This window comes from Thalassomonas sp. M1454, assembly GCF_007097525.1.
In the GTDB taxonomy this organism is placed as follows: Bacteria; Pseudomonadota; Gammaproteobacteria; order Enterobacterales; family Alteromonadaceae; genus Thalassotalea_A.
Genome location: NZ_VKDD01000003.1, coordinates 195,990 through 220,139 on the forward strand (window position 1 = coordinate 195,990; position 24,150 = coordinate 220,139).

17 protein-coding genes and 3 tRNA genes are annotated in these 24,150 nt (G+C 37.8%); all 20 read right to left on the reverse strand.

Annotated features, from left to right (window positions below; all coding sequences use genetic code 11):
- Positions 1-70: 70 nt before the first annotated feature.
- A complete protein-coding gene (locus FNN08_RS09215; protein ID WP_143585025.1) occupies positions 71-1,201 on the reverse strand; it encodes a sodium ion-translocating decarboxylase subunit beta in 1,131 nt (376 codons plus the stop codon).
- A gap of 12 nt (positions 1,202-1,213) precedes the next feature.
- Positions 1,214-2,998: a sodium-extruding oxaloacetate decarboxylase subunit alpha gene (oadA, locus tag FNN08_RS09220; protein WP_143585028.1), complete on the reverse strand. Its 1,785-nt coding sequence runs from the start codon at positions 2,996-2,998 to the stop codon at positions 1,214-1,216.
- Between the two features lie 9 nt (positions 2,999-3,007).
- Positions 3,008-3,268: an OadG family protein gene (locus FNN08_RS09225; RefSeq protein WP_143585030.1), complete on the reverse strand. Its 261-nt coding sequence runs from the start codon at positions 3,266-3,268 to the stop codon at positions 3,008-3,010.
- A gap of 199 nt (positions 3,269-3,467) precedes the next feature.
- Positions 3,468-4,118, reverse strand: a complete 651-nt coding sequence (locus FNN08_RS09230; protein ID WP_143585031.1) for a LiaF domain-containing protein — start codon at positions 4,116-4,118, stop codon at positions 3,468-3,470.
- Positions 4,119-4,327: 209 nt separating this feature from the next.
- Positions 4,328-4,404, reverse strand: a tRNA-Arg gene (locus FNN08_RS09235).
- 130 nt (positions 4,405-4,534) lie between these two features.
- Positions 4,535-4,611, reverse strand: a tRNA-Arg gene (locus FNN08_RS09240).
- Positions 4,612-4,658: 47 nt separating this feature from the next.
- A tRNA-Ser gene (locus FNN08_RS09245) sits at positions 4,659-4,750 on the reverse strand.
- 136 nt (positions 4,751-4,886) lie between these two features.
- Positions 4,887-5,084 carry a carbon storage regulator CsrA gene (csrA, locus tag FNN08_RS09250; RefSeq protein ID WP_143585033.1) on the reverse strand — a complete coding sequence of 66 codons (198 nt, stop codon included), beginning with the start codon at positions 5,082-5,084 and terminating at the stop codon, positions 4,887-4,889.
- 182 nt (positions 5,085-5,266) lie between these two features.
- Positions 5,267-6,481: an aspartate kinase gene (locus FNN08_RS09255; protein ID WP_143585035.1), complete on the reverse strand. Its 1,215-nt coding sequence runs from the start codon at positions 6,479-6,481 to the stop codon at positions 5,267-5,269.
- A gap of 16 nt (positions 6,482-6,497) precedes the next feature.
- The gene (gene alaS, locus FNN08_RS09260) at positions 6,498-9,119 is read right to left on the reverse strand and encodes an alanine--tRNA ligase (RefSeq protein WP_143585271.1); all 2,622 of its coding nucleotides are present in this window, start codon (positions 9,117-9,119) and stop codon (positions 6,498-6,500) included.
- A 23-nt stretch (positions 9,120-9,142) separates the two neighbouring features.
- Complete coding sequence (locus FNN08_RS09265; protein ID WP_143585037.1) at positions 9,143-9,583, reverse strand: regulatory protein RecX; 441 nt, start codon at positions 9,581-9,583, stop codon at positions 9,143-9,145.
- An 87-nt stretch (positions 9,584-9,670) separates the two neighbouring features.
- Positions 9,671-10,567, reverse strand: coding sequence for an FAD:protein FMN transferase (locus tag FNN08_RS09270; RefSeq protein ID WP_143585039.1), 897 nt, complete (start codon positions 10,565-10,567; stop codon positions 9,671-9,673).
- A 41-nt stretch (positions 10,568-10,608) separates the two neighbouring features.
- Positions 10,609-11,097: a thermonuclease family protein gene (locus tag FNN08_RS09275; RefSeq protein ID WP_143585041.1), complete on the reverse strand. Its 489-nt coding sequence runs from the start codon at positions 11,095-11,097 to the stop codon at positions 10,609-10,611.
- 3 nt (positions 11,098-11,100) lie between these two features.
- Positions 11,101-12,309 carry a DUF3570 domain-containing protein gene (locus FNN08_RS09280; protein WP_143585043.1) on the reverse strand — a complete coding sequence of 403 codons (1,209 nt, stop codon included), beginning with the start codon at positions 12,307-12,309 and terminating at the stop codon, positions 11,101-11,103.
- Positions 12,309-12,500: a DUF4266 domain-containing protein gene (locus FNN08_RS09285; protein ID WP_260679305.1), complete on the reverse strand. Its 192-nt coding sequence runs from the start codon at positions 12,498-12,500 to the stop codon at positions 12,309-12,311. The genes FNN08_RS09280 and FNN08_RS09285 overlap by 1 nt, the downstream gene beginning before the upstream one ends.
- Positions 12,501-12,572: 72 nt before the next feature.
- Positions 12,573-13,871, reverse strand: coding sequence for a DUF1501 domain-containing protein (locus tag FNN08_RS09290; RefSeq protein ID WP_185962612.1), 1,299 nt, complete (start codon positions 13,869-13,871; stop codon positions 12,573-12,575).
- A 9-nt stretch (positions 13,872-13,880) separates the two neighbouring features.
- The gene (locus FNN08_RS09295; RefSeq protein ID WP_143585049.1) at positions 13,881-16,784 is read right to left on the reverse strand and encodes a hypothetical protein; all 2,904 of its coding nucleotides are present in this window, start codon (positions 16,782-16,784) and stop codon (positions 13,881-13,883) included.
- Between the two features lie 173 nt (positions 16,785-16,957).
- On the reverse strand, positions 16,958-20,647 hold the full coding sequence (metH, locus tag FNN08_RS09300; protein ID WP_143585051.1) for a methionine synthase: 3,690 nt from the start codon (positions 20,645-20,647) through the stop codon (positions 16,958-16,960).
- Positions 20,648-20,689: 42 nt separating this feature from the next.
- Positions 20,690-21,604: a homoserine O-succinyltransferase gene (gene metA / locus FNN08_RS09305; protein WP_143585053.1), complete on the reverse strand. Its 915-nt coding sequence runs from the start codon at positions 21,602-21,604 to the stop codon at positions 20,690-20,692.
- A 152-nt stretch (positions 21,605-21,756) separates the two neighbouring features.
- Positions 21,757-23,898, reverse strand: a complete 2,142-nt coding sequence (locus FNN08_RS09310; protein WP_143585055.1) for a winged helix-turn-helix domain-containing protein — start codon at positions 23,896-23,898, stop codon at positions 21,757-21,759.
- Between the last annotated feature and the right edge of the window lie 252 nt (positions 23,899-24,150).

A 24,150-nucleotide genomic window follows, 5' to 3' on the forward strand; every position in this document is an offset into this window, starting at 1 on the left:
ACCCTTATTTTAGTTATAAAAAAACCAGAGCAAGCTCTGGTTTTTAAAATTAGTTTAGCTTAAATGATTATTAACCAACAAGTGCAAGCAAAACACCTGCAGCAACAGCTGAACCAAGTACACCAGCAACGTTAGGGCCCATTGCATGCATTAGTAAGAAGTTATGTGGGTTAGACTCTAATCCAACTTTATTTACTACACGTGCAGCCATAGGTACGGCAGAAACACCTGCTGCGCCAACTAACGGGTTAATAGGGTCTTTAGAGAACTTACCTAATAATTTAGCCATTAATACACCCGCACCAGTACCAATTGAGAATGCCACAGCACCTAAACCTAAAATACCTAATGTTTCAACATTCAAGAATGCTTCAGAGCTTAACTTTGAGCCAACACCTAGGCCTAAGAAAATGGTCACAATATTAATCAGTTCATTTTGCGCAGTATTACTTAAACGGTCAACTACACCACACTCACGCATTAAGTTACCTAAACAGAACATGCCTACAAGAGGAGAAGCCGCAGGTAAGAAGAAAATAGCCATTAATAAAACAGCAAGAGGGAAAACCATCTTTTCTATCTTAGTTACGTGGCGTAATTGCTTCATTTCAATTTTACGCTCAGCCTCGTTAGTTAACGCTTTCATAATTGGCGGTTGAATAATCGGTACCAATGCCATGTATGAATATGCTGCGACTGCAATCGCACCTAATAAATCTGGTGCTAATTTAGAAGCTAAGAAAATAGCAGTAGGACCATCAGCACCACCGATAATGGCAATGGCAGATGCATCTTGTAAGCTAAAATCAAAACCTGGAATAGCATTTAAGGCAATAGCGCCAAATAATGTGGCAAATATACCAAACTGAGCAGCCGCGCCTAATAACAACATTCTAGGATTTGCTATTAGTGCACCGAAGTCGGTCATCGCACCTACACCCATAAATATTAATAATGGAAAAATACCAGTATCGATACCCGCATAATAAATATAATGTAAGAGGCCACCCACTTCTGAAAAACCAGCTACTGGGATATTCGTTAAGATTGCACCAAAACCTATAGGTAATAAAAGCAATGGTTCAAAACCACGAGCGATGGCTAGGTATAATAAACCTAAGCCAACAAGCATCATTACAATCTGCCCTACTTCAAAATTTGCGAGGCCAGTTGATGCCCAAAGGATCTCTAATGATTCCATTTACTTATCCTTTTAAAGAGTTAGTAACACATCGCCAACTGCGACTGCATCACCTTCTTTAACTAATATTGAGCTGACAGAGCCTGACTCAGTAGCACGGATTTCGGTTTCCATTTTCATCGCTTCCATGATGATCACAACATCACCAGCTGCAACAGTATCACCTTCATGAACAAGGACTTTGAATATATTACCGGCTAATGGAGCATTTAATGGCGCACCACCACTTGCAGCAGGAGCTGCTGGAGCTGACGCTGCAGGGCCTTTATTACTAGCAACAGCTATATTTTCAATTTTTCCACCTTGAGCAACTACAACATCATAGACCTTACCATCAACGCTTACAGAGTAACTCTCTGGAGCATCTGCCGCTTGTTCAGCTTTAGGTGCAGCAGGCGCTACATCATCTTTACTTGGCATAGGTTCAAATGCATCTGGGTTATTACGATTCTCTAAGAATTTTAAACCGATTTGCGGGAACAACGCATAAGTTAATACATCATCAATCACTTCATCAGCAAGAGTGATGTTTTTCTCTGCAGCTAGTTCACCTAATTCTTTAGTTAATTTCTCAACTTCTGGCTCAAGTAAATCAGCGGGGCGACAAGTGATAGCTTCGGAGCCAGCAAGTACTTTAGCTTGTAAGTCTGCATCAACATCAGCAGGAGTAACACCGTATTCACCTTTAAGTACACCAGCCGTCTCTTTAGTAATAGACTTATAGCGTTCGCCAGTTAGTACGTTAAGTACCGATTGCGTGCCTACAATTTGCGATGTTGGCGTTACTAAAGGAATATAACCTAATTCTTTACGAACACGAGGGATCTCTTTAAGTACTTCATCAAACTTATCTGCAGCACCTTGCTCTTTTAATTGGCCTTCCATATTGGTTAGCATGCCACCAGGAACTTGCGCTAATAAAATACGAGAATCTACGCCTTTTAAGCTGCCTTCAAATTTGGCATATTTTTCACGAACACCTCTAAAGTAAGCTGCTACTTCGGCAAGTTTGACTAAATCTAAACCAGAGTCACGTTCTTGGCCTTCAACAATAGAAACAATAGATTCTGTTGGTGAGTGACCGTATGTCATACTCATTGACGAAATAGAAGTATCAATAACATCAACACCGGCATCAATTGCTTTCATGTGAGTTGCCATACTTAAACCTGTTGTAGCATGACAGTGAAGAGCTATTGGTAAATCAACGGTTTGTTTAAGTTGAGCAATTAACTCTTGTGCATCGTATGGTTTAAGTAAACCAGACATGTCTTTAATACATAAAGAGTGTGCCCCCATATCCTCTAATTTCTTAGCCATGGTCAACCATGTCTCTAAGGTATGAACTGGGCTTTCTGTGTATGAAAGAGTACCTTGTGCATGCGCTCCTACTTTAACTGCTGCTTTAATAGCAGTTTCAAGATTGCGAGTATCATTCATTGCATCAAAGATTCTAAATACATCTACGCCATTTACATGCGCACGCTCAACAAACTTTTCAACAAGATCATCGGCATAATGACGGTAACCTAAAATATTTTGGCCGCGAAACAGCATTTGCTGTTTAGTGTTTGGCATTGCTTTCTTAAGGGCGCGAATACGCTCCCATGGATCTTCACCTAAGTAGCGGATACAAGAGTCGAATGTAGCTCCTCCCCAAGACTCTATTGACCAATAGCCTATTTCATCTAATGTCTTGGCAATAGGTAGCATATCTTCTAAACGCAAACGAGTTGCTAATAGTGATTGGTGACCATCTCTTAATACGACTTCAGTAATTCCTAGTGGGCTTGTCATATTCAACTCCTAATTTTTTATTTTGTTTTTACGGTACTGCGCGACAGCAGTACTGATTGCGGCTACAACACTTGGCGACACAGCGCCAGAGTCAACATTGGCAACCGTCTTAGGTCGTCTTACTTGCGGAACAGGGTCCGGGAATTTAATCGAAAGTTTCGCAAGTATATTAATTGCTACAATTAAAATACTCAAAAAGGCAAAAACGAACCCCATACCAACAATCATTAAGATCCCCGCTTCAGCGAAGACCGAGCTTAAATTTTCCATAGCCTAACTCTTTAAGTTAAAAGAAATAGAATAATCACTCGAATTTATTTAATCAACAAAATTTGACATAATTTATGTAAATAAATTATGTCAATAGAGAAAACAGACTTATTTGATGTTATTTAGAATAAATATTCACTAAAAGTGACAAAATGCAGGATTAGTCGTGACAACTATGCATTTTTATGATTTTAGTTAGTTAACTACCATCTCCGAATAGAGATTTTAAGCTATTTGCAAAGCCGATTAATTTTTCTTTTGTTGTACGCTTAACTTCAATATTCATCGCCCCCATAATCACTTTACCTCGAATAGTGATTGTTGGTGCCTGTCTATTAGCAAGAGAGGGTGACTTGTTTTCAACAGAACTCATCACACTATACATTTTAGTGACAACATTCACGTTTTCAGGGACAAAAATATCTTCTGATCCCATAACACACATAACATTTACCACGACATTTTGATGCTGAAATATTGCGTCGGTAAAATCTAGTGTTGTTGAACCCATAACATCTAAAACATTAATTTCTTTTGGCACCAGCCATTGACCACTGCGTTCATTGCTACCAAGAATGCTTCTTAGCTTAACGTCATCATCGCTAACATTATGGCTATAGTTAGGTGTAAATTTTGATTCTTTTTCGCTCTGATAATGTTTATCTGTATTTAAGGGTAAGTCTGCAACTAAGGCAACGATTTCATGAGGGTTATCACTTTGCATCGCTTGATCGAGCCTATGCTCAAAAGCCTCTGCAGATATAACTAAATGGCTGTAGTTATAAATCAATTGATCTATGGTTTCTTCCCTTACCTGCTCAATAGGTCGGTCTTCAAGTTTAACTTCCACGTAATACCCCTTAAATTGGCTAAATTTACAAACACTGTACTTAAGCAATATTCACACCATAAAATATCACCATACTTTTCAGTAGGTTGCAAAAACCATAAATAATAAAACTGGTTAAATTAACTAAATTATAACAATATTTACTATTAAGATGTCGGAAGAAATTTTCAAAAAAAAAGCCCAACCTTTCGGTTGGGCTTTCTCTAATGTGGCGGACGCGGCAGGAGTCGAACCTGCGACCGCCTGGTTCGTAGCCAGGTACTCTATCCAGCTGAGCTACGCGTCCGCATTGTTATCCTTAAGGTGATAACCTCACCCTCAATTATTTAACTACTCTGAGTAAAGTAGTAACAAGCACTAAATGATTTAATCATATCAGCATTGTTAGCACAAATTGCTTACCACCTCAAAAGAAGTGGCGGACGCGGCAGGAGTCGAACCTGCGACCGCCTGGTTCGTAGCCAGGTACTCTATCCAGCTGAGCTACGCGTCCGCAATCATATTGTAAACTTCGTTTACGCCATTCAAGCAAATAAAGAATGGCGGTGAGGGAGGGATTCGAACCCTCGATAGGGTATAAAGCCTATACTCCCTTAGCAGGGGAGCGCCTTCAGCCTCTCGGCCACCTCACCAATGGCGTGCATATTAATGGATTCGAAAAATAAGTCAAACACTTTTTTCGACTTTTTATCTGTTTGTTGGTATTTCAAACAAGATGGTCGTTTTTCACTCCAAAAATAGCCGAAGTTTACTTTAACTTAACAACAGTTATTGATTACCTGCTGTATCTTCATCGGTACCCTTTTCTGCTTGTATACGCATGTAAATTTCTTCACGATGCACAGAAACTTCTTTTGGTGCATTTACACCAATTCGAACTTGGTTCCCTTTTACCCCTAATACGGTAACAGTTACTTCGTCACCTACCATAAGAGTTTCACCAACTCTACGTGTTAATATAAGCATCCTAATGCTCCCCTTTATATAGAAATCAAATTTACGCAATACTAACTTACATCCTAGAAATTAATATTGCGCGATTATGTTATCAAACTTACACCCAAAAATAACCAATTATCTGATAGTTAACATAACACTATAAAAAATATAGCAAACTTTTAAATAAAAGCTGTTACAAAGTGTTATTTTTACTGTTCAAGTTTAAATTTTTTATGTAAAGCTTTAACCAATGAGTCATGAACATGTGGTTTTACTAGAAATGAAATTTTTATTTCGCTGCTCGACATTAAAAATAATTCAACGTTATTTTCATGCAAGCAATCAAATAACAGCCTATTTATTGAAGTATTAGCACGAATGCCTCGGCCAATAAGAGATAGCTTTACTAACTCGCTGTCACCAATATAATCTTCTATTAAATTAGAACGTATAAGCTGAGAAATAATTTCACTTGCACTTGAGTAATCATTACGATGCAAAGTAAAGCTAAGATCATTTGATGAGTGGTTAACAACCGACTGCTGTAGCATATCAACTTCAATATCTGCCTCAGCCAGAGCCAAAAACAATTCTTTATGTAATAATTTAAAGTCTTTAATACCAAGCAAAGTAAACATTGCTTCATCTTTTTGTGAAGCAATGGCTGTAACGGGGTTATTTGTTAGGTTAGCTTCGTTGAAAGTGATCTTAGTACCAGTTCCAGAATTAAAGCTTGATAGCACTCGCAATGGCATTTGATGAGCCCCTGCGAACTCAACGGAGCGGCTATGTAAGACTTTAGCCCCCGAACTTGCCATTTCTAGCATCTCGTCAAAACTGACTTGTTCTAGCTTTTTAGCTTGAGCTTCAATTCTAGGATCTGTGGTATAAACACCATCGACATCAGTAAAAATTTGGCACTCTTTTGCTTGTAAAGATGCTGCAATAGCAACAGCTGAGGTATCAGATCCTCCTCGTCCAAGAGTGGTGATATTACCTTCATCATCACAGCCCTGAAACCCAGCTACAATAACTACGTGCCCCTGCTGTAACTCAGTTAACATGCGAGTGTTGTCGATGTACTTAATACGTGCTTTATTAAAGCGATTATTAGTTCTTAGGCCTATCTGATTGGCCAATAATGAAACCGCAGAATAACCTCGTTTGATCAGTGCTATAGCCAATAAAGAGATAGATACTTGTTCACCACTAGCAAGTAGCATGTCAAGTTCACGGGGAGAAGGTTTAGCATCAATTTGATGAGCTAAATCAAGTAAGCGGTTAGTTTCACCGCTCATTGCTGATAAAACCGCGACCACTTGATGGCCCCGGTTTTTAGTTTGGATTATTTGTTCGGCAACCGCTTCAATACGCTCAAGGGAACCAACAGAGGTTCCCCCAAACTTTTGCACGATAATAGCCATTAGCTAACAGTAACTCTTAAAGTTTTTCTGCTAACCAAGGTTGAACACTTGCCAAGGCAGCATCAATGTTTTCAGGTTGGGTGCCACCAGCTTGTGCCATATCTGGACGACCACCGCCTTTACCACCAACTTGTTGGGCAACCATACTAACTAATTCGCCAGCTTTTACTTTACCGATTAAATCTCTTGTTACACCGGCAATTAAACTTACCTTAGGACCGTTAGCTAAACCAAGCATTACAATACCTGAGCCCAGTTTATTTTTCAGATCATCAACCATATCACGAAGTGCTTTAGGATCTGTGCCTTCAACGTTAGCAATTAATGCTTTAATACCATTAACTTCTACCGCTTGATTGACTAAATCAGCGCCTGCTTGCGATGCTAGTTTTTGTTTAAGCTGAGTGATTTCTTTTTCAAGTTGTTTCGAGCGAGATATTAATTGCTCAACTTTACTTAGTGTATTTGCAGTGTCTGACTTAACTAAGCCAGCAATTGAAACAAGTTTGTCTGCTTGCTCATCAATAAAGCTAAGAGCGCCTTCACCTGTTACCGCTTCAATTCGACGAGTACCTGCGGCGATACCTGCTTCAGAAGTGATTTTCAATAAGCCAATATCACCAGTACGTTCAACATGAACACCACCACATAATTCGGTTGAAAACTCACCTAATGTTACAACACGAACTTCTTCATCGTATTTTTCACCAAACAATGCCATAGCACCTTTTGCTTTGGCTTCATCGATATTCATTAGAGCAGTTTCACGTTGATAATTAGCGCGAATTTTTTCATTAACCATTTGCTCAACAATTCGTAATTCAGATGCTTTTACACCTTCAAAGTGAGAAAAATCGAAACGTAACTTATCAGCATCACATAAAGAACCTTTTTGCGTAACATGCTCGCCTAACACTTCTCGAAGTGCGGCATGTAATAAATGCGTTGCTGAATGGTTTTTAATAATATTTGCACGACGTGCAACGTCAATTTCGGCATGAACACGGCCATTTAATTGCATATCAGCCTTAGCAAAACCATGGTGAGCGAATGCGTTACCTAGCTTTACTGTGTCCGTTACAACAAACTCACCTTCATCGCTAGTAATGACTCCGCTATCGCCAACTTGACCACCAGATTCAGCATAAAATGGCGTGTTATCAAGAACAACAACACCTTTTTCGCCAGCTTTTAATACTGAAACAGAGCCTGCTTCGTCAAATAGCTCGATAATAGTCGATGACAGGTTGTGGTTAGTGTAGCCCTTAAATTGCGTGCTTTTAGCTGACTTTAATTGTTCGTTATAATCAGTACCAAACTTACTCGCTTTTTGCGCACGTTGACGCTGTGCTTGCATTTCTGAATCGAAACCATCTTGGTCAATGGTTAAGTTATTTTCGCGTGCAATGTCAGCCGTTAAATCAGCAGGGAAACCATAAGTATCATATAATTTAAATACCGCTTCACCCGGAATAACATTACCTTCAAGCGTACTTAACGTTTCATTTAATAATGCTAAACCACGATCAAGTGTTAAACCGAACTGCTCTTCTTCAATACGTAAAATCTTTTCAATAACTGCTTGTTGATTTACTAGTTCAGGGTAAGCTGCACCCATTTGTTCAACTAAAGCGGCAACTAATTTATGGAAAAAATGACCTTTTGCTGCAAGTTTATTACCATGGCGTACAGCGCGGCGAATAATACGACGCAGTACAAAACCACGACCAACATTTGATGGCATCACACCATCAGCAATCATAAAGCTACAAGAGCGAATATGGTCGGCAATAACGCGCAATGATTTATGTTCTAAATCAGTACAACCTACTAATTGTGCAGCAGCTTTAATAAGGCCTTGGAAAATATCAATTTCGTAGTTGCTGTGTACATCTTGCATGATGGCCGAGATACGCTCTAAGCCCATACCTGTATCAACAGATGGTTTTGGTAAATTAAGCATAGTACCGTCGGCTTGACGGTTAAATTGCATAAATACTAAATTCCAAATTTCAATGAAACGGTCGCCATCTTCTTCAGGAGAACCTGGAGGACCACCCCAAATTTCTTCACCGTGATCGTAAAAGATTTCAGAACATGGACCACATGGTCCGGTATCACCCATAGACCAGAAGTTATCTGAGTCGTATTTTTTATCAGGCGCTTTATCACCAATACGAATAATCTTTTCTACTGGAACGCCAATGTTGTTTGCCCAAAAATCAAAAGCTTCGTTATCGGTTTCATAAACAGTTACTAATAACTTTTCTTTCGGTAACATCAATACTTCAGTTAAGAAAGTCCAAGCGTAAGTAATTGCATCTTCTTTAAAGTAATCACCAAAACTAAAGTTACCTAACATTTCAAAGAAAGTATGGTGACGAGCTGTATAACCAACATTTTCTAAATCATTATGTTTACCACCAGCACGCACACATCGTTGTGAAGACGTTGCTCGGGTATAACTGCGTTGCTCTGCACCTAAGAAAACATCTTTAAAAGGCACCATACCGGCATTGGTAAAAAGCAATGTTGCGTCATTACCAGGAACAAGTGAGCTACTAGGTACCACTTGATGTTGTTGCGCTTTAAAGTAATCTAAAAATGCTTGTCTTATTTCAGCAGTCGATTTGATCATCTTGGTCATCTAAAGTTATCTCTTTAATCTAAATTTAATGCCGCGGATATTTGCTCAAAGTCAAACCCGCGGTATTGTAAAAATCTTATTCGTTTCGCTTTATCTTTTTGATCGTAAATTTTAGGATCTGGAAAGCGTTTTTGATAGGCATTTTTAGCCTGTTCAAACCAATCAATTGATTGTGTTTGCTCTACTTGTGCAATAATATCACTTGCTAAACCTTTTTGCTTTAATTCTGCACAAATATAACTCCAACCATAGCCTTTCGTTAGTCGAGTGCGAAGCAAGCTTTCTCCAAAACGTAAATCACTTTGAATGTCTTGCTCAGCTAAGGCCGATAAAACAGGTTCGATATCTGCAACTTGATACTCTCTTAAAACCAGCTTTTCTTTTAACTCTTTTGCTGAGTGCTCTCGCCTAGATAATAAAGAATACGCCGCTTTTTTTACATCCTTATTATACATATTCGGGTCCTATTTTAGAGAGTTGGTATTCTACCTGTATTGTTTTAAATTTACACCCCAGAAAATCTTAAGCAATGAAAGATAACGTTATATTTGGTGAGTCACGACACTTAAATCATCTTTTACCGCAAAATAAGGGATATCTAATTGCTTTAACCAATCACAACCTTGTTGCTCTTTTAACATGGCAATCGTGGCCAAAGTACCAGCTAAAATACAATTAGATTGCCATACACTGACACTAAGCAAACCAGATACTGGGTAACCTGTTTTAGGGCTTATCACATGAGAATAACGCTTATTATCGATAATAATATAGCGCTCATAATCGCCGCTCGTAGCAACACCTCCCGAGATCAATGGAATATTAGCGATTGCTTGCTGAGCATTGTTTGGATCGGTAATCCCTACTTGCCACACTTTCGGCTTTTGTTGATTGCTTACTATGGCAATATCACCACCTAAGTTAATTAAACCAGAGAGTGAAGAAAACTTAGATAATATATTGGCAATGCTATCAGCGGCGTACTCTTTTACAATACCGCCAAGATCTATCTGCATGTTTGGTTCCGGCACATAGATGCAATTTTGACTAAAATCGATTTTTTCAAAGCCGACATAATTTAGCCAATAATCGATTTTGCTAGTATCAGGTTTTGCTGATGAGTTCATATCCCAAACGTTACGCATGACACCGGAGGTAACATCGAATAAGCCATCACTTAAATCATAAGCTTGCTTGGCATAAGAAAATAAAGCCTGCGATTCACTATCTAAGTCAATTGCTTGTTTACCTGCTTGTTGATTGATTTGACTGAGAAAACTTGTTGTTTGATAGCGAGAGTATTTTTGTTCTAAACGAGCGACTTCACTTTTACCTAATTCAAAGGCTTCATCAATTAAGGCTTCTGTTGGCCCTATCAAGCGAAACTCACAAGGTGAGCCCATACCTTTAAACTGATAGGTTTTACTGATTAAATCCATAAATGCAGGGTAAGCTTTAATTATTCGATATTAAGTAATATCTATAGTAAAGAATCTTCCCGCCAGATCCAAGGAGGAATACGTTGATACTCAGGTAAAGACCAAAGCATTATTTTATTATCTTGAACTCGTTTAAAATCTTGTAGATACGTTTGCGGTAGTTGCTTTGTTTCACTATCAAGCCAAGCATAACCTAAAACAACTAAAGTTCGATTAAGGTTAACGCCATCAGCTAGCAAAACAACTTTAGTACTATTTGCAACCGCTCTTATTTCAACGAATGAATTGTTGCCTGTAATTTGCTCTAACAACCATTTCTTAGCTTCAATGCCAAATTGTTGGTCAAGCTCGGGGGTATCAATATAAGCAAGTTCAACCACTCGATGACTGTCTTTATCAGCAATCATCACTGAGTCACCATCGAGCACCTTAACGACTTTATATTGCACTACAGGAGTTGTCTCTTGGTCATAATTAATAATAATTACCACCAAAATGATTAACGCCGCTAGGATAGAGTATTTCTTCATTGGCTAATTAAAAGAGTAATAAAAACCAAGACTTAAAATATCAAAGTCAACTAAGCCGGGGTTGTCTTGATTTTCACTCTCTAAGCCGTAACTGCCATCAGAGCGATAGCTTTCATAACTAATATTTAGCAACCAATCATCAATTTTAGTTTCAACTTTTAAGCCAAGTGTGATCGCGCCATAAGAAGATAAACGGTAGTCATTAGAGTAATACTTTTGCGGGCGATCACTTTCATAGTAAGTTTGATAAAAGTCAGTTGCCGTTTGCGTATAATATCGAAATGAAGGGATTAAACGCCAATCTTTGGCAATAGTTTGCAACCATTTAAGCTCAATAGTATGTGAACTCAAATCCCAGTTATCTTGGTAGTATCTGTAATCAACATGAGCAGCAGCTTGCATGCTTTCAACATAATTACGAGTACTTGAAGTAAAAAGCCAAGCAAAGCGATCTTTAGGGCGTTGATCGTTAATTAATATTCGCTGTGAATTATCAACCGGGTCAACAATATCGACTAATTTATAAGGGTCTGATAAATAGCCTTCTTTTTCAATAAAACCAGCACTTACTTGCCAAAGCATATTGCGGTTAATAACTTGTGTTGTTGATAGCATTAAAGATAAAGAGTTTTTATCTTGCTCGTCTACTCGCTGTGGAGTAAAGGCATCTTTATCAACCGGGTCGACTGTATCATCAGAGTAATCAACGCTAATGCCATAAGTTTGCATTTTATCATCAGTTGTATGACTGTACGAAGCAAACACACTATTAGCATCGTAATCATCTTCACTCGAGTTAGCGACACCTAAGGTTAATGTGGAATTTTGCGTATAAGTCGATAAAGAAACTTTAATGTCATCACGTGTATCTTTAATCGATGCGCCACTCATTACCTGACGAACCGTTCCATCACCTGCTTTATATGTATACCAAGGCGATGCGCCACTCATGGTTTCGGTTTGATAATCAAAATTTAGTTGATACTTATCACTAAGCGGTAAGAGTAATTGAAATTGGTTTACATCAATCTCGTAGCGTTCAACCTTTTGATTACCAGTTTGTGTAGCACTTGCATCTTTTTCGGTGTACTTATGATGCTTATAACCTATTACAATAGATTCTGCAGGTGAGTCAGCTTGGGCAATATTTGGTAAAACAGCAGCTGTTGCGGCTAAAGCACTTAAAGCTTTTTTAGAATCAATTAAGTTCATTAATTACACCCACATCCGCCACCAGCACCGCTACTTGAGCCTGAGGTTGATTCTTTAGATGTATAGACATGCTGACTAAAAGCGGCTTGCATAGGATCGCTGTTTATTGCCATTTCATTTTTTGCAAGATTGGCTCTTTCCCAAGGCTGAACAGTAGTACAAGCAGAAGAAAATAAAGCAATTAAGCTCACTATCAAAATTTTACATATCGGTTTATTTATTATCATTATTGTTACCTAATTAATTATTCGCGCAGCTAATATTTAACCTAAGCCAAAGATATCGACTTCATCACCCGCATCTATTTTTAAAGGAAATGCTGTTGCTACAGGTGATTGATCTATCCCGAGTTGTTTACGCATTGCTTGCATAACATGTTTAGGCTCAAGCATAACGCCATTGGCATCATGACTTGTAGAAGGAGCCGCACGATTAACTTTTTGTGCATTAAGGTTAGCATCTGTAGAGCCAACAACTTTACCTGCCCAAGGCGCATTTTTTTTCATGATCAGGTTACTACCTACAGCCCAATGATCTTTACCTAAATTGTTGTTGTAAAACGGCGTGCGACCAAAGTCAGAGGCGACATAGACATTGAGTCTATCGGCTATACCTAGCTCTTCAGCAAGAACCCAAATATAATCTAAAGTTGAAGCTAAGTCTGACATTGCAATTGCTTGCTTATTATCATGGTCACTATGGCTATCAAATCCTGTGGCAACAATATCTGCAGATACAGATAAACCTGAAGCAAATGCTAATAATGAAAATTTAGCTTGTTTTAATACCTTATTTTCATAGTTATAACTACGTCCATTTGCATGTGGCGTAGTTTCTTTTGCCTCCACCTGAGTCAATAGTGGTTTGAAATTACTAAATGCAGCTGATGGCTGGATTGACTTATCGTAATCAGCAAGTGCGATTTTTTCTTTCGGTAGAGTATTTTCAACACCTAATTGGTTATTGCTACGGCGTTGATTAAACTGTTGAATTAGAGAGTACTGCTCTTGCTTTAAGAAAGGCTTATTATTATTGGTTGGTTTTTCATTTTCCAATATCTGCAAAAACGGGGTTGCGTTATTACCTAATTTACTCGCTGCGACTATGCCTTGTGTAAAAAAGTCACCACCATTAAAAATAACAGGAATAGGTACACGGGCCCCTTTTTCAGCAGCAAATAATGCCGATAAAGATGGGTAGCCACCACCATTAAAGCCGGTAAATGAATATAAACGTCCAGCACTATGTGAGTTAGTGAATGAATTCACGCCGTTAACGACCAACATTTTATCATGGTGATTTTCAAATAATGGCCCATTATTAGCAAACGGGGCATACTTGATATTACCTGCGGTTTTTATAGTATCTGTTGCAGCCCAAGTATTTATATCGGCATCTTGTTTAGGGTCACAAAAACTTGCGACATCCCAACCAGCAAATACTTGTACTTGCAATAAGAATTCACCTGTATAACCAGGATCGGCTGCCCAAGTAACATTAGACATTATCGCGTTACTAGCTAAAGCTGCTGTCGAGTATTTTAAAAAATTGCGTCTATTCATCATTATTCCTTATTCATACAAGTATGAATAGTCAGAAAGTAAGGCAGTTAAGACCACTTTCCAGGCACTAAAGGTTTGTTCTGGGTCACCATTAGTTTTGTTTGTTAATGTATTACCATTAAAGCTTTCACAGCGCTCATATGATTTAAGTATATTTTTTTCATTACTGGCAATAACAGAGTTTTGAGCATCAATAAACAGCTGATAGGCCGCATTAATTTCTGCTGAATCATTACCATAAGTTTCGCCAAGTAACCTTTCATACAAAGTTACTAGTTGCGCTTTGATTAATGATTCTGAAGTGTCAGATAAATTTACTACGGTGAATAACTTGCGGTTATTTTTGCTCTTTTCAAAATCTTTACCCGCAATTAAACAACTGTATTTATTGGCTTGTAATTTAGCCACATTAAATAAAGGTGAACTCATTCTACGTACGCGTTTAGTTACTTGCTCAGAATCAATACCACCATAAAATGCTTGATAGGTAGTGTTATATTCAAGCTCAAAGCCAGTAAGCGATTTGCTTTTAGCTGATATTTCTTCAGGTGTTAATAAACGCTTACCACCTCGATATATCACTAAATCTTGTTCTTCTACAGCTTGCTTGCTGGCGCTAGCTCTAAACCAATCCGATAAAATCAATTGCGCCAACATACGCTTTAAGTTTTGATGTTGAGCAAAATTTGCTGCGACCGATTTTATAAATTGTTGCTGAGCCAAAATACGGCTATCTAGATCATTTTCTAAAAGATCTTCACCAAAAATTGCTGGCCACCAAAATTGCACGCTAGCAGCTGCAAATCTATCATCAGCAATAATTTTTTTAGCTAAGAAAGCTAATGAAGTATCAGGAGTATCAACAGGCTCGTCACCAAAGCCAGCAGGTAGCATATCTCTATACCATAGGTCACCAGATTGGAATGTATAAAGGCCTTCTTTATTTTTTCTATAGCCTTCATCTAGAGTATGCTCGCCATTATAGCCATCTCGATAAATACCATCCTCACCAAAGTTTTGAAAGGTTCCTGCGATAGGATCCATAACCACATGACAAACAATACAGTTGGGGTTTTCTAAGGTTGGATAATCAAACTGTAAATCACCATCAACTAATCTTGGTGATGATTTTTCAATATCAAAACCTAAGAAAAATTTATTGGTCCATCGTGAACGCATACGGTTACGATTTGTCGCAGTGGTAAAGTACTTATTTAAATAGCTATAATTCGATAACACTCCTGCATTAGGTAAAGATACGTATGTACCTGTTGCCGTGTAAATATCATCAGAATCTTTTAGAGAGCCAGATTCAATAGCACCTTTATCCCAGACTACAGGCTTTTTATTGTTATCATTTTTGATTTGCTGGCCTAGATTGTTAGCTGTTCTTACATATTCTCCATAATTAGGGCTAAGGTTTGTTTTAAAAATCTGCGCTGTTAATTCAGACACCATAGTGTAATCGGCGGTAAGGATCTCACTATAAGGCTTGTTGTTTTGTACTACATAATTAATCAGTTCAAGTGGCGCTTCAGCTAACTCATTTGCAACAGCGTTTCTAAATGTACTAACGCTGTTACCCGCATTAACTGATGCCACATGCATTGTGCCGTATTCTGGATACCAAAAACGCCAAACTTGGTGTACTTTTTGAAAAGGATTTACATTAATCGCTCGTACTAACAGTTGATCATTGGCACCATTTTTAATAAATTGTTTAAAGCCTTCACCCTGCATAAGATTAATAATTTCTAATTCAAATTCAGCATCTGATAAAGTATTTTGTCTTTGCAGTTCAGCTTTAGTTGGCACATTACCTGTAAGGATTACCGATGCACGACGGTAAGTTTGGCTTTTTAATTCTTTATTAAAATTTTGAGGGTAAGAGCCAAGCTCATCATCTAGCTCTAATAAAGCAATTAACTCTTCTAAATACCCGTATTCAACACTGCCAGGGGAAAATAATTTTCCTCCGGTGTGATTAAGCAGGCCTTGTACTTTTTGTAGTAAAGTTTCAGCTTTTGAGCTATCTGATAGATAAGTGGTTAACACATCAATATTGGTTACTTGATTATCAACTTGGTTACTATCGACAAAAACTAAACCACTATTGTTTGCTTGACCAGAAGTCGTGTGACATGCAATACACTTGGCTAAAATAACTTGATCATTAATTAATTTAGCTAGACTACTATCTATAGGTTGCTCTGGCTCTTCTGGCTCAATAACAACATCACGCTTCGGGAAGGTATCATCAACATCTTTTATGCCATCACCATCATCATCAGGATCTAATGCGTCATAAACACCATCGCCATCAGTATCTATTGCCTTTGCAGTCCATGTTTGAACTAATTCAATTGTGGCAATGTACTGTTCAAGATTAGCGTACTCTTGAGTATCAGAAGCAACAACTTCGCCGCCATTATGGGGAACTGATTTACTGACTTTATCAAGTAATTTAACGCCATTATGTAGGGCATAGCTATCAAATACTGATTGATAAAAATTACTATCTCCAAACACTAATGGAGTGCGCTGGGCGGTATTACCCGATGAGTGACATGAAATACATCGGTTATTAATAATATCAGTTGCTATAGCAGGATCGAATAAATCAATATCACCTTGTGGTTTATTAGAAAAAGTTACATCGTCTTGATAGACCACATTACCATTTTCTTGGATTTCAACTACAACTCGCTCTACAGGCTCTGTTTGATCAACAGGATCATCATTGTCATCAGGAGTTTCTGCATCAGGATCATTAGTTTCAGGTTCAGTTGTATCTGGCTGATTAACTAATGGTTGCGGGTCAACATCAAAGTTATCTGCAGAGCCTTCTCCACCACATGAGGCTAGGAAAATCACACTGAAAAACAAAATGATAAATAATTTAAAATTGTTCACATTGATCTCTACGGTTAGTAAATATGTCGAGTTAAGAACATCTGTAACTAGGAATAATTGATAACGTTATCAAATGTTATACAGGGGAACAAGTATTTAATATTGCAATAAAAAGCCAGCTCTAAAAGTAGCTGGCTAACTATATGATTTAACATACTAAAAATAATAGATACTTAATCTGGATCGTAATCTAGATTAGGCGCTAACCATCTCTCAGCTTCAGCTATACTAATATTTTTTCGTTGAGCATAGCTTTCAACTTGTTCTCTGTCGATTTTAGCCACAGCAAAATATTTACTATCGGGGTGAGCAAAGTACCAACCACTTACTGCTGCACCTGGCCACATCGCGTAACTTGATGTTAAGTCCATTTGAATGTTTTCATGAACATTTAATAAATCCCAAAGCGTGCCTTTTTCAGTATGCTCTGGACAAGCAGGGTAACCAGGAGCCGGGCGTATACCTTGGTATTGCTCACGAATAAGGTTGTCATTATCTAAGTTTTCATCGCTCGCATAGCCCCAATATTCTTTTCGAACTCGTTCATGCAAATACTCAGCAGTAGCTTCGGCTAACCTATCGGCAACAGCTTTTAATAAAATAGAATTGTATGCATCATGCTCAGCGTCAAATTTTGCCACTAATTCATCAGCGCCGAAACCTGCAGATACAGCAAACGCACCAACGTAATCATTTATGCCAGAGTCTTTGTCTGCAACGTAATCACTTAAACAACGATTATACTGGCCAGCTGGCTTTTTCGTTTGTTGCCTTAATTGATGCAAGGTTTCTAATACGTTTTCTCGACTCTCATCTTCAAAAACAATAATGTCGTCACCATCTCGTTGTGCCGGGAATAAACCAAATACGGCTTTTGCTTGTAAGGTATTATTTGCAATAACATCATCAAGCATGGCATTAGCATCATTAAACAAGTTTTGCGCTTCTTGCCCAATTAACTCATGCTCTAGAATTTTTGGGTATTTACCGGATAACTGCCAAGTTAGGAAAAATGGCGTCCAATCAATATAGTTACGTACTTGGTTTAAATCTAGATTATCAAGAACAGTCACACCCAGCTTATTAGGCACTGTCGGTGTGTAATTTTCAAACGATAATGGAAACGCATTAGCCCTTGACTCTTTTAGTCCAAGTAAACTCGTTCTAGGTCCTTTATTAGCATAACGCTGTCTAACCGTTTCATATTCTTTTTCAGTACGTGCAACCAATTCATCTTTTAGTGATGGCGTGAGTAATGAGTTAACAACAGATACAGAGCGGGATGCATTAGGCACATAAATCACCGGGTGATCATATTTTTGCTCTATCTTAACTGCCGTATGTGCTTTTGATGTTGTGGCGCCGCCAATTAATAACGGCAAGTCAAAATCAAGGCGCTGCATTTCTTTAGCAACATGCACCATTTCATCTAATGAAGGCGTGATTAAACCTGATAAACCAATAACATCAACATTTTCATCTCTGGCAACTTGTAATATTTTATCGCAAGATACCATCACGCCTAAGTCAATTACATCGTAGTTATTACACTGCAGCACAACGCCAACAATGTTTTTACCTATATCATGAACATCACCTTTTACCGTTGCTAATAACACTTTACCATTAGTGCTTGCTTCGGTTTTTTCAAGTTCAATAAATGGTTGTAAATGGGCAACCGCTTGTTTCATTACACGAGCAGATTTAACTACTTGTGGTAAGAACATTTGCCCTTCACCAAATAAGTCACCGACAACATTCATGCCATCCATTAATGGCCCCTCTATCACATCAAGCGGCCTTTGTGCAGCTAATCTAGCTTCTTCCGTATCTTCAACAATGAATTCATTAATGCCTTTAACTAAAGCATGCTCTAAGCGCTGCGTAACAGGAAGCTCTCGCCATGACATGTCAGCAGAACGACCTTTTTTATTTCCAGTACCACGATATTCTTCGGCAACTTCTAGTAATCGTTCGGTGCCCTCGATGTCAACGTTTTGAATAACATCTTCAACCGCTTTTAATAGATCGTCAGGGATATCTTGATAAATAGCTAGTTGACCAGCATTAACAATTCCCATATCCATACCATTTTTTATCGCGTGGTATAAAAACACCGCATGGATTGCTTCACGAACAGGGTTATTGCCTCTGAAAGAGAAAGATACATTTGAGACCCCACCTGAAACCATTGCATATGGCAGAGTTTCTTTGATCACTTTAGTCGCTTCAATAAAATCAACTGCGTAATTGTTATGCTCTTCAATACCTGTTGCTACCGCAAAGATATTTGGATCAAAAATAATATCTTCTGCTGGGAACCCAATTTCATCGACAAGAATTCGATAAGCTCTAGTACAAATTTCAACTTTACGGTCTTTAGTGTCTGCTTGCCCTACTTCATCAAACGCCATAACAATAACAGCCGCGCCATATCGGCGAACTATTTCAGCTTGACTACGAAAAGCCTGCTCGCCCTCTTTCAAGCTGATAGAGTTAACAACACCTTTACCTTGAATACATTTTAAGCCTGCTTCTAAAATATCCCACTTGGAAGAATCTAGCATCACTGGCACTTTGGCGATATCAGGCTCACCGGCAATTAAATTTAGATAGCGAACCATGGCTGCTTTTGAATCAAGCATGCCTTCGTCCATGTTAATATCTATAATTTGCGCACCGTTTTCTACTTGTTGAAGAGCAACAGCGATAGCTTCATCGTATTTTTCTTCAGTGATTAAGCGTTTAAAAATTGCCGAACCGGTAACATTAGTTCGCTCACCAACATTAACAAATAAACTTGTTTGATCTAAATTAAGCGCTTCTAAACCAGATAAACGACAGGCTACTTTTCTTGGCTCAACTTTACGAGGTTTAACATTAGCAACTGAATCAGCAATACCTTTAATATGTTCAGGAGTTGTACCACAACAACCACCGACAATATTTAAAAATCCAGATTGCGCCCATTCAATAATATGCTCATTCATATCTTCGACTGAAAAATCATATTCGCCAAAGGCATTAGGTAAACCAGCATTTGGATGAGCCGATACCGCACAATCAGAGATTCGAGATAACTCTTCCACATATTGGCGAAGCTCAACCGGGCCTAAAGCACAGTTTAAGCCAAATGAAATTGGTTTAGCGTGGCGTAGCGAGTTATAAAATGCTTCGGTCGTTTGTCCGGATAAAGTACGCCCTGAAGCATCAGTGATGGTTCCAGAGATCATAATAGGTAAGCGTTCACCATTAGTTTCAAACACTTCTTCAACTGCAACAATCGCAGCCTTGGCATTAAGCGTATCAAAGATTGTTTCGAGCATAATGATATCTGCGCCGCCATCAATCAACGCTTGCGTTGATTCAATATAGGCATCTTTAAGTTCGTCAAAACTTACATTACGAAATGCAGGGTTATTAACATCGGGAGAAATAGAACAGGTTCTATTTGTTGGCCCTAAAACACCTGCCACAAATCTAGGCTTATCAGGCTGTTTAGCTGTGATTTCATCTGCTACTTGGCGCGCAATTTGGGCAGCAACTAAATTGATTTCAGCACTTAATGCTTCCATGTCATAATCTGCCATGGCGATCGTTGTTGCATTAAAGGTATTGGTTTCGATGATATCAGCACCGGCAAGAAGATATTGACGATGTATATCTTTAATTACGTCCGCTTGCGATAAAACTAATAAGTCATTATTACCTTTAACATCACAATGCCAATCACTAAACCTTTCACCGCGGTAATCATTTTCTTCAAACTTCTGCTGTTGGATCATAGTCCCCATTGCACCATCGAGTACTAAAATTCGCTCTGATAATTGTTGTTCTAATAAAATAGTTTTTGCTGATTTCACTTTAATACTTCCTAATTCGGTGTAACCCAAATAGTTTAAGGTTTAATTCTGTTCTAATTGATACGGCGTTTCTTGATAAACATAGTAATTTAGCCAATTGCTAAATAGTAAACATCCATGGCTGCGCCAGCTGTTTTTGGGTGAATTATTTATATCATTATCTAATAAATAATTTGCTGGAATAACTGATTCTACGCCCGCCTTTATATCGCGTTCATACTCATCTTTTAGTGTCGTTGCATCATATTCAGGATGGCCAGTAACAAAAACATGCTTTTTATCTTTAGTTGCCACTAAATAAACACCGGCATCACTCGATTCTGCCAATATATTTAATTGCGGCTGATTTTCATATACAGATTTTTTCACTTCACCATAGCGTGAGTGTGGGACTTTGAACTCTTCATCAAAGCCGCGCGTTAATGGTTCCATAGGATCTTTCGTTTGATGCTCGTACACACCAGAAAGCTTTTGCTCTCTTAAGTCTCGACTAATACCATAAAAATGGTAAAGAGCGGCATGAACAGCCCAACATGAATACATAGTTGATGTTACATTTGACTGAGCCCAATCAAATACTTCAGTAATCTTATTCCAGTAGCTAACTTGTTCATAATCAATTTGTCCAAGTGGTGCACCTGTAACAATAAGGCCATCGTAATGCTTATGTTTAATTTCATCAAACAAATAATAGAATGAATCTAAATGCTCTTTAGGAGTGTTTTTTGATTCATTCAAATTTAAACGCACAAACTCAATATTTATTTGTAATGGCGTGTTAGATAGCATACGTAAAATTTGAATTTCTGCTTCTATCTTATTAGGCATCAAATTTAAAATAGCCACCTGCATCGGTCTAATCTCTTGATTTATAGCTCGATTTTCTGACATAACGAATATATTCTCATTCGCTAGAACACTTAAAGCAGGTAATTGATCAGGTATTTTGATTGGCATAATAAACTAGTAACAAATAATCATTTGTACCAATACTACTTGACCATCTAGATTTGTCAACTTCTAAACGTTTAGATGGCTAAACATTTATTATAATTTAGATACCCAACAGCAATTTAAGCTAAATAACGAAACTTGCAGTGATAAAGCTGTTATTTAGACCACAATGGATGATTCAATTTATGAATGTCAGACTGAGAGGAATATGCTCTGGTAAAGTAAATCTTATTCTCGCCAATTGCCACAGAGCTTTGGTCTGTCATAGATTTCTTCGGTAACTTAAATACCGCTTTACGCGTTTTATCACTCAGGTTTATAGAATAAATAACCTCAGCATCATCATCTTCTTGATTAAAAAAGACAGTATTATTGTGGTATACCCATGAATAGGTGGCATTAAATGAGTCTGTTGCCAACAACAATTGGGTTTGCTCTAAATCATTTAGAGAGGTTAGATAAAGGCCTCCTGATAATGGCGCAAAAATTAGCTCTTCCTGGTTTATCATTTGCCCAAATCTGCCACCACTAAAAGTAAGGCGCAGCCCATTTTTTTGGTCAATTGAAAACTTAAAAAGATCAACAAACCTTTCATCATAAACTGCAGAAATTATATGTTTATCATCTAATGTCCACGTTGGGTTATTGTGCTGCGAATAATCAGTCTCAACTTTAGATACTTTCTTTGTGTGAAAATCAACAATATAAATATTGTCTCCACTACCATCAGGAGAGCTCGCTAAGAAAGCAACTTTACTGCCATCATGTGACCATTTAGGCGAACTAGCAAATTGGTTAAGTGAGGTTAATCTTTCTCTATTACTACCATCTGTTTTTGCAGTCCATACTTCATAACTCCCTGATTCATTAGAAATATAAGCAAGTCGATTTTGCTCTTTACTATAATCTGGTTGTAGATGATTAAATTTAGAATGCAAAACAGGAAAAGTACCACTAGCCACTACACTATCTAAGGCAACGCTAGATACTTCATAGTTCTCAACCCGTTGCTGAAAAAACAATTCTCCAGTTATGCTAGAAAATTCAGGGTAACTAAAACCATTTATGTCTAAGGATATTCTTTTCTTTAACTCTAGATCATAAATAAATCCATGACGTTGATCTGATCTCTGAGTAGCATAAACGATATAACGCCCTTCAGGGTGCCATGTTAAACCAACTATATCAGCCTCATTAAAGGTAATTTGTTGTTCTGAATTATCGGCTATATTAATCAAGTAAATATTTTCATCGAACCGATGAGCACGTCGAGTAACCGCTAAAGTTTTTCCATCGGGAGAAAAGGTCATGTCTCGATCTCGATATTGACAATTCTGTGAGCATGAAAACCGCGTAGATTTAAATTCAGGATCGGTTAAATCAATGAAAGATATACCTTTACTTTCACCACTATCAAGATAAGCAAGTCTAGTGTTATCAGGAGATAATGCAATATAATAATAGCGACCTGAACGTGCGCACTTGCCAATTGAAAGCTCTGTTTTTAAGCTAACGTCTAAGCGAATAATTTCACACTGTTTAGGCTTTGATGTTTTTCGAGCAAAATATAAATACTTACTATCATTGCTCCACACCGAAAATCCTTCTAGAGCGCTATCAAAGGTTAATTGCTCTGGGGGTAATGATGGCTGCAGGCGATCGGTTACATATAAATTGTAATCTTCATTCTCCCTACTCCATTGATAAACAACATATCGACCATCGGGTGATGGAGCACTAAATAATTCACTACCCGGTTCTTTAGTGATTTGCTCAATCTGCATGGCTTGAAGTGAGTTATCTTCGTTATAAAGATGCAAAGATAGATATACAGCAACAATTAAAAATAATACATATGGAAAATAGCTTTTAAATTGGACAAAGCCAGAGTTAATTTGGGGCTGTGAGCTATTAGAAATACGGATGTGTTCTTGGTTAGGAATCGTTGTGATTGTTTGATCACTATTATCCTTTACCCATTTAGGTTCAATAACTAGCTGATATCCAGCTTTACGTATGGTTTTTATGGTTTCAGAACTATTGTCTGTATGTAATGTTTTACGTAAATGCCAAATGGTATTAGTGAGAGCCTTTTCACCAACATAACTATTTTCCCCCCAGACTTTATCGATAATTTCTTGTCGTTCTACTACACGGGGAAATTGATTAGCTAAATAGCAAAGTACTTCAATAAATTTTGGCTGAAGAGATGACTTTTCTTGGTCATTGATCTGAACCGAGTGGTCAGCGGGATCAACAAATACACTATCAAGATAAAATGCTCGTAAATCCTTCACCTAAATAGCTACCTTTATTTTTATTATTAAATTAGTTGCCATATTAATATTAATTAGCGCCAAATTAAAGAGTTTAATTTTTACAAAAAGTATGAACTTGGATAAATAAAAACAACAATAACAAATAAGATAACCCTTTGTTTTAAAAAACTTTCAACCAAAAAAGATGTTAAATAGATGTAAAAACGAGCTGTAGAAGGTTTGCTATTTTTTGTTATCCGCTAAGTTAAATTTGAAGTAACAGATTTAACT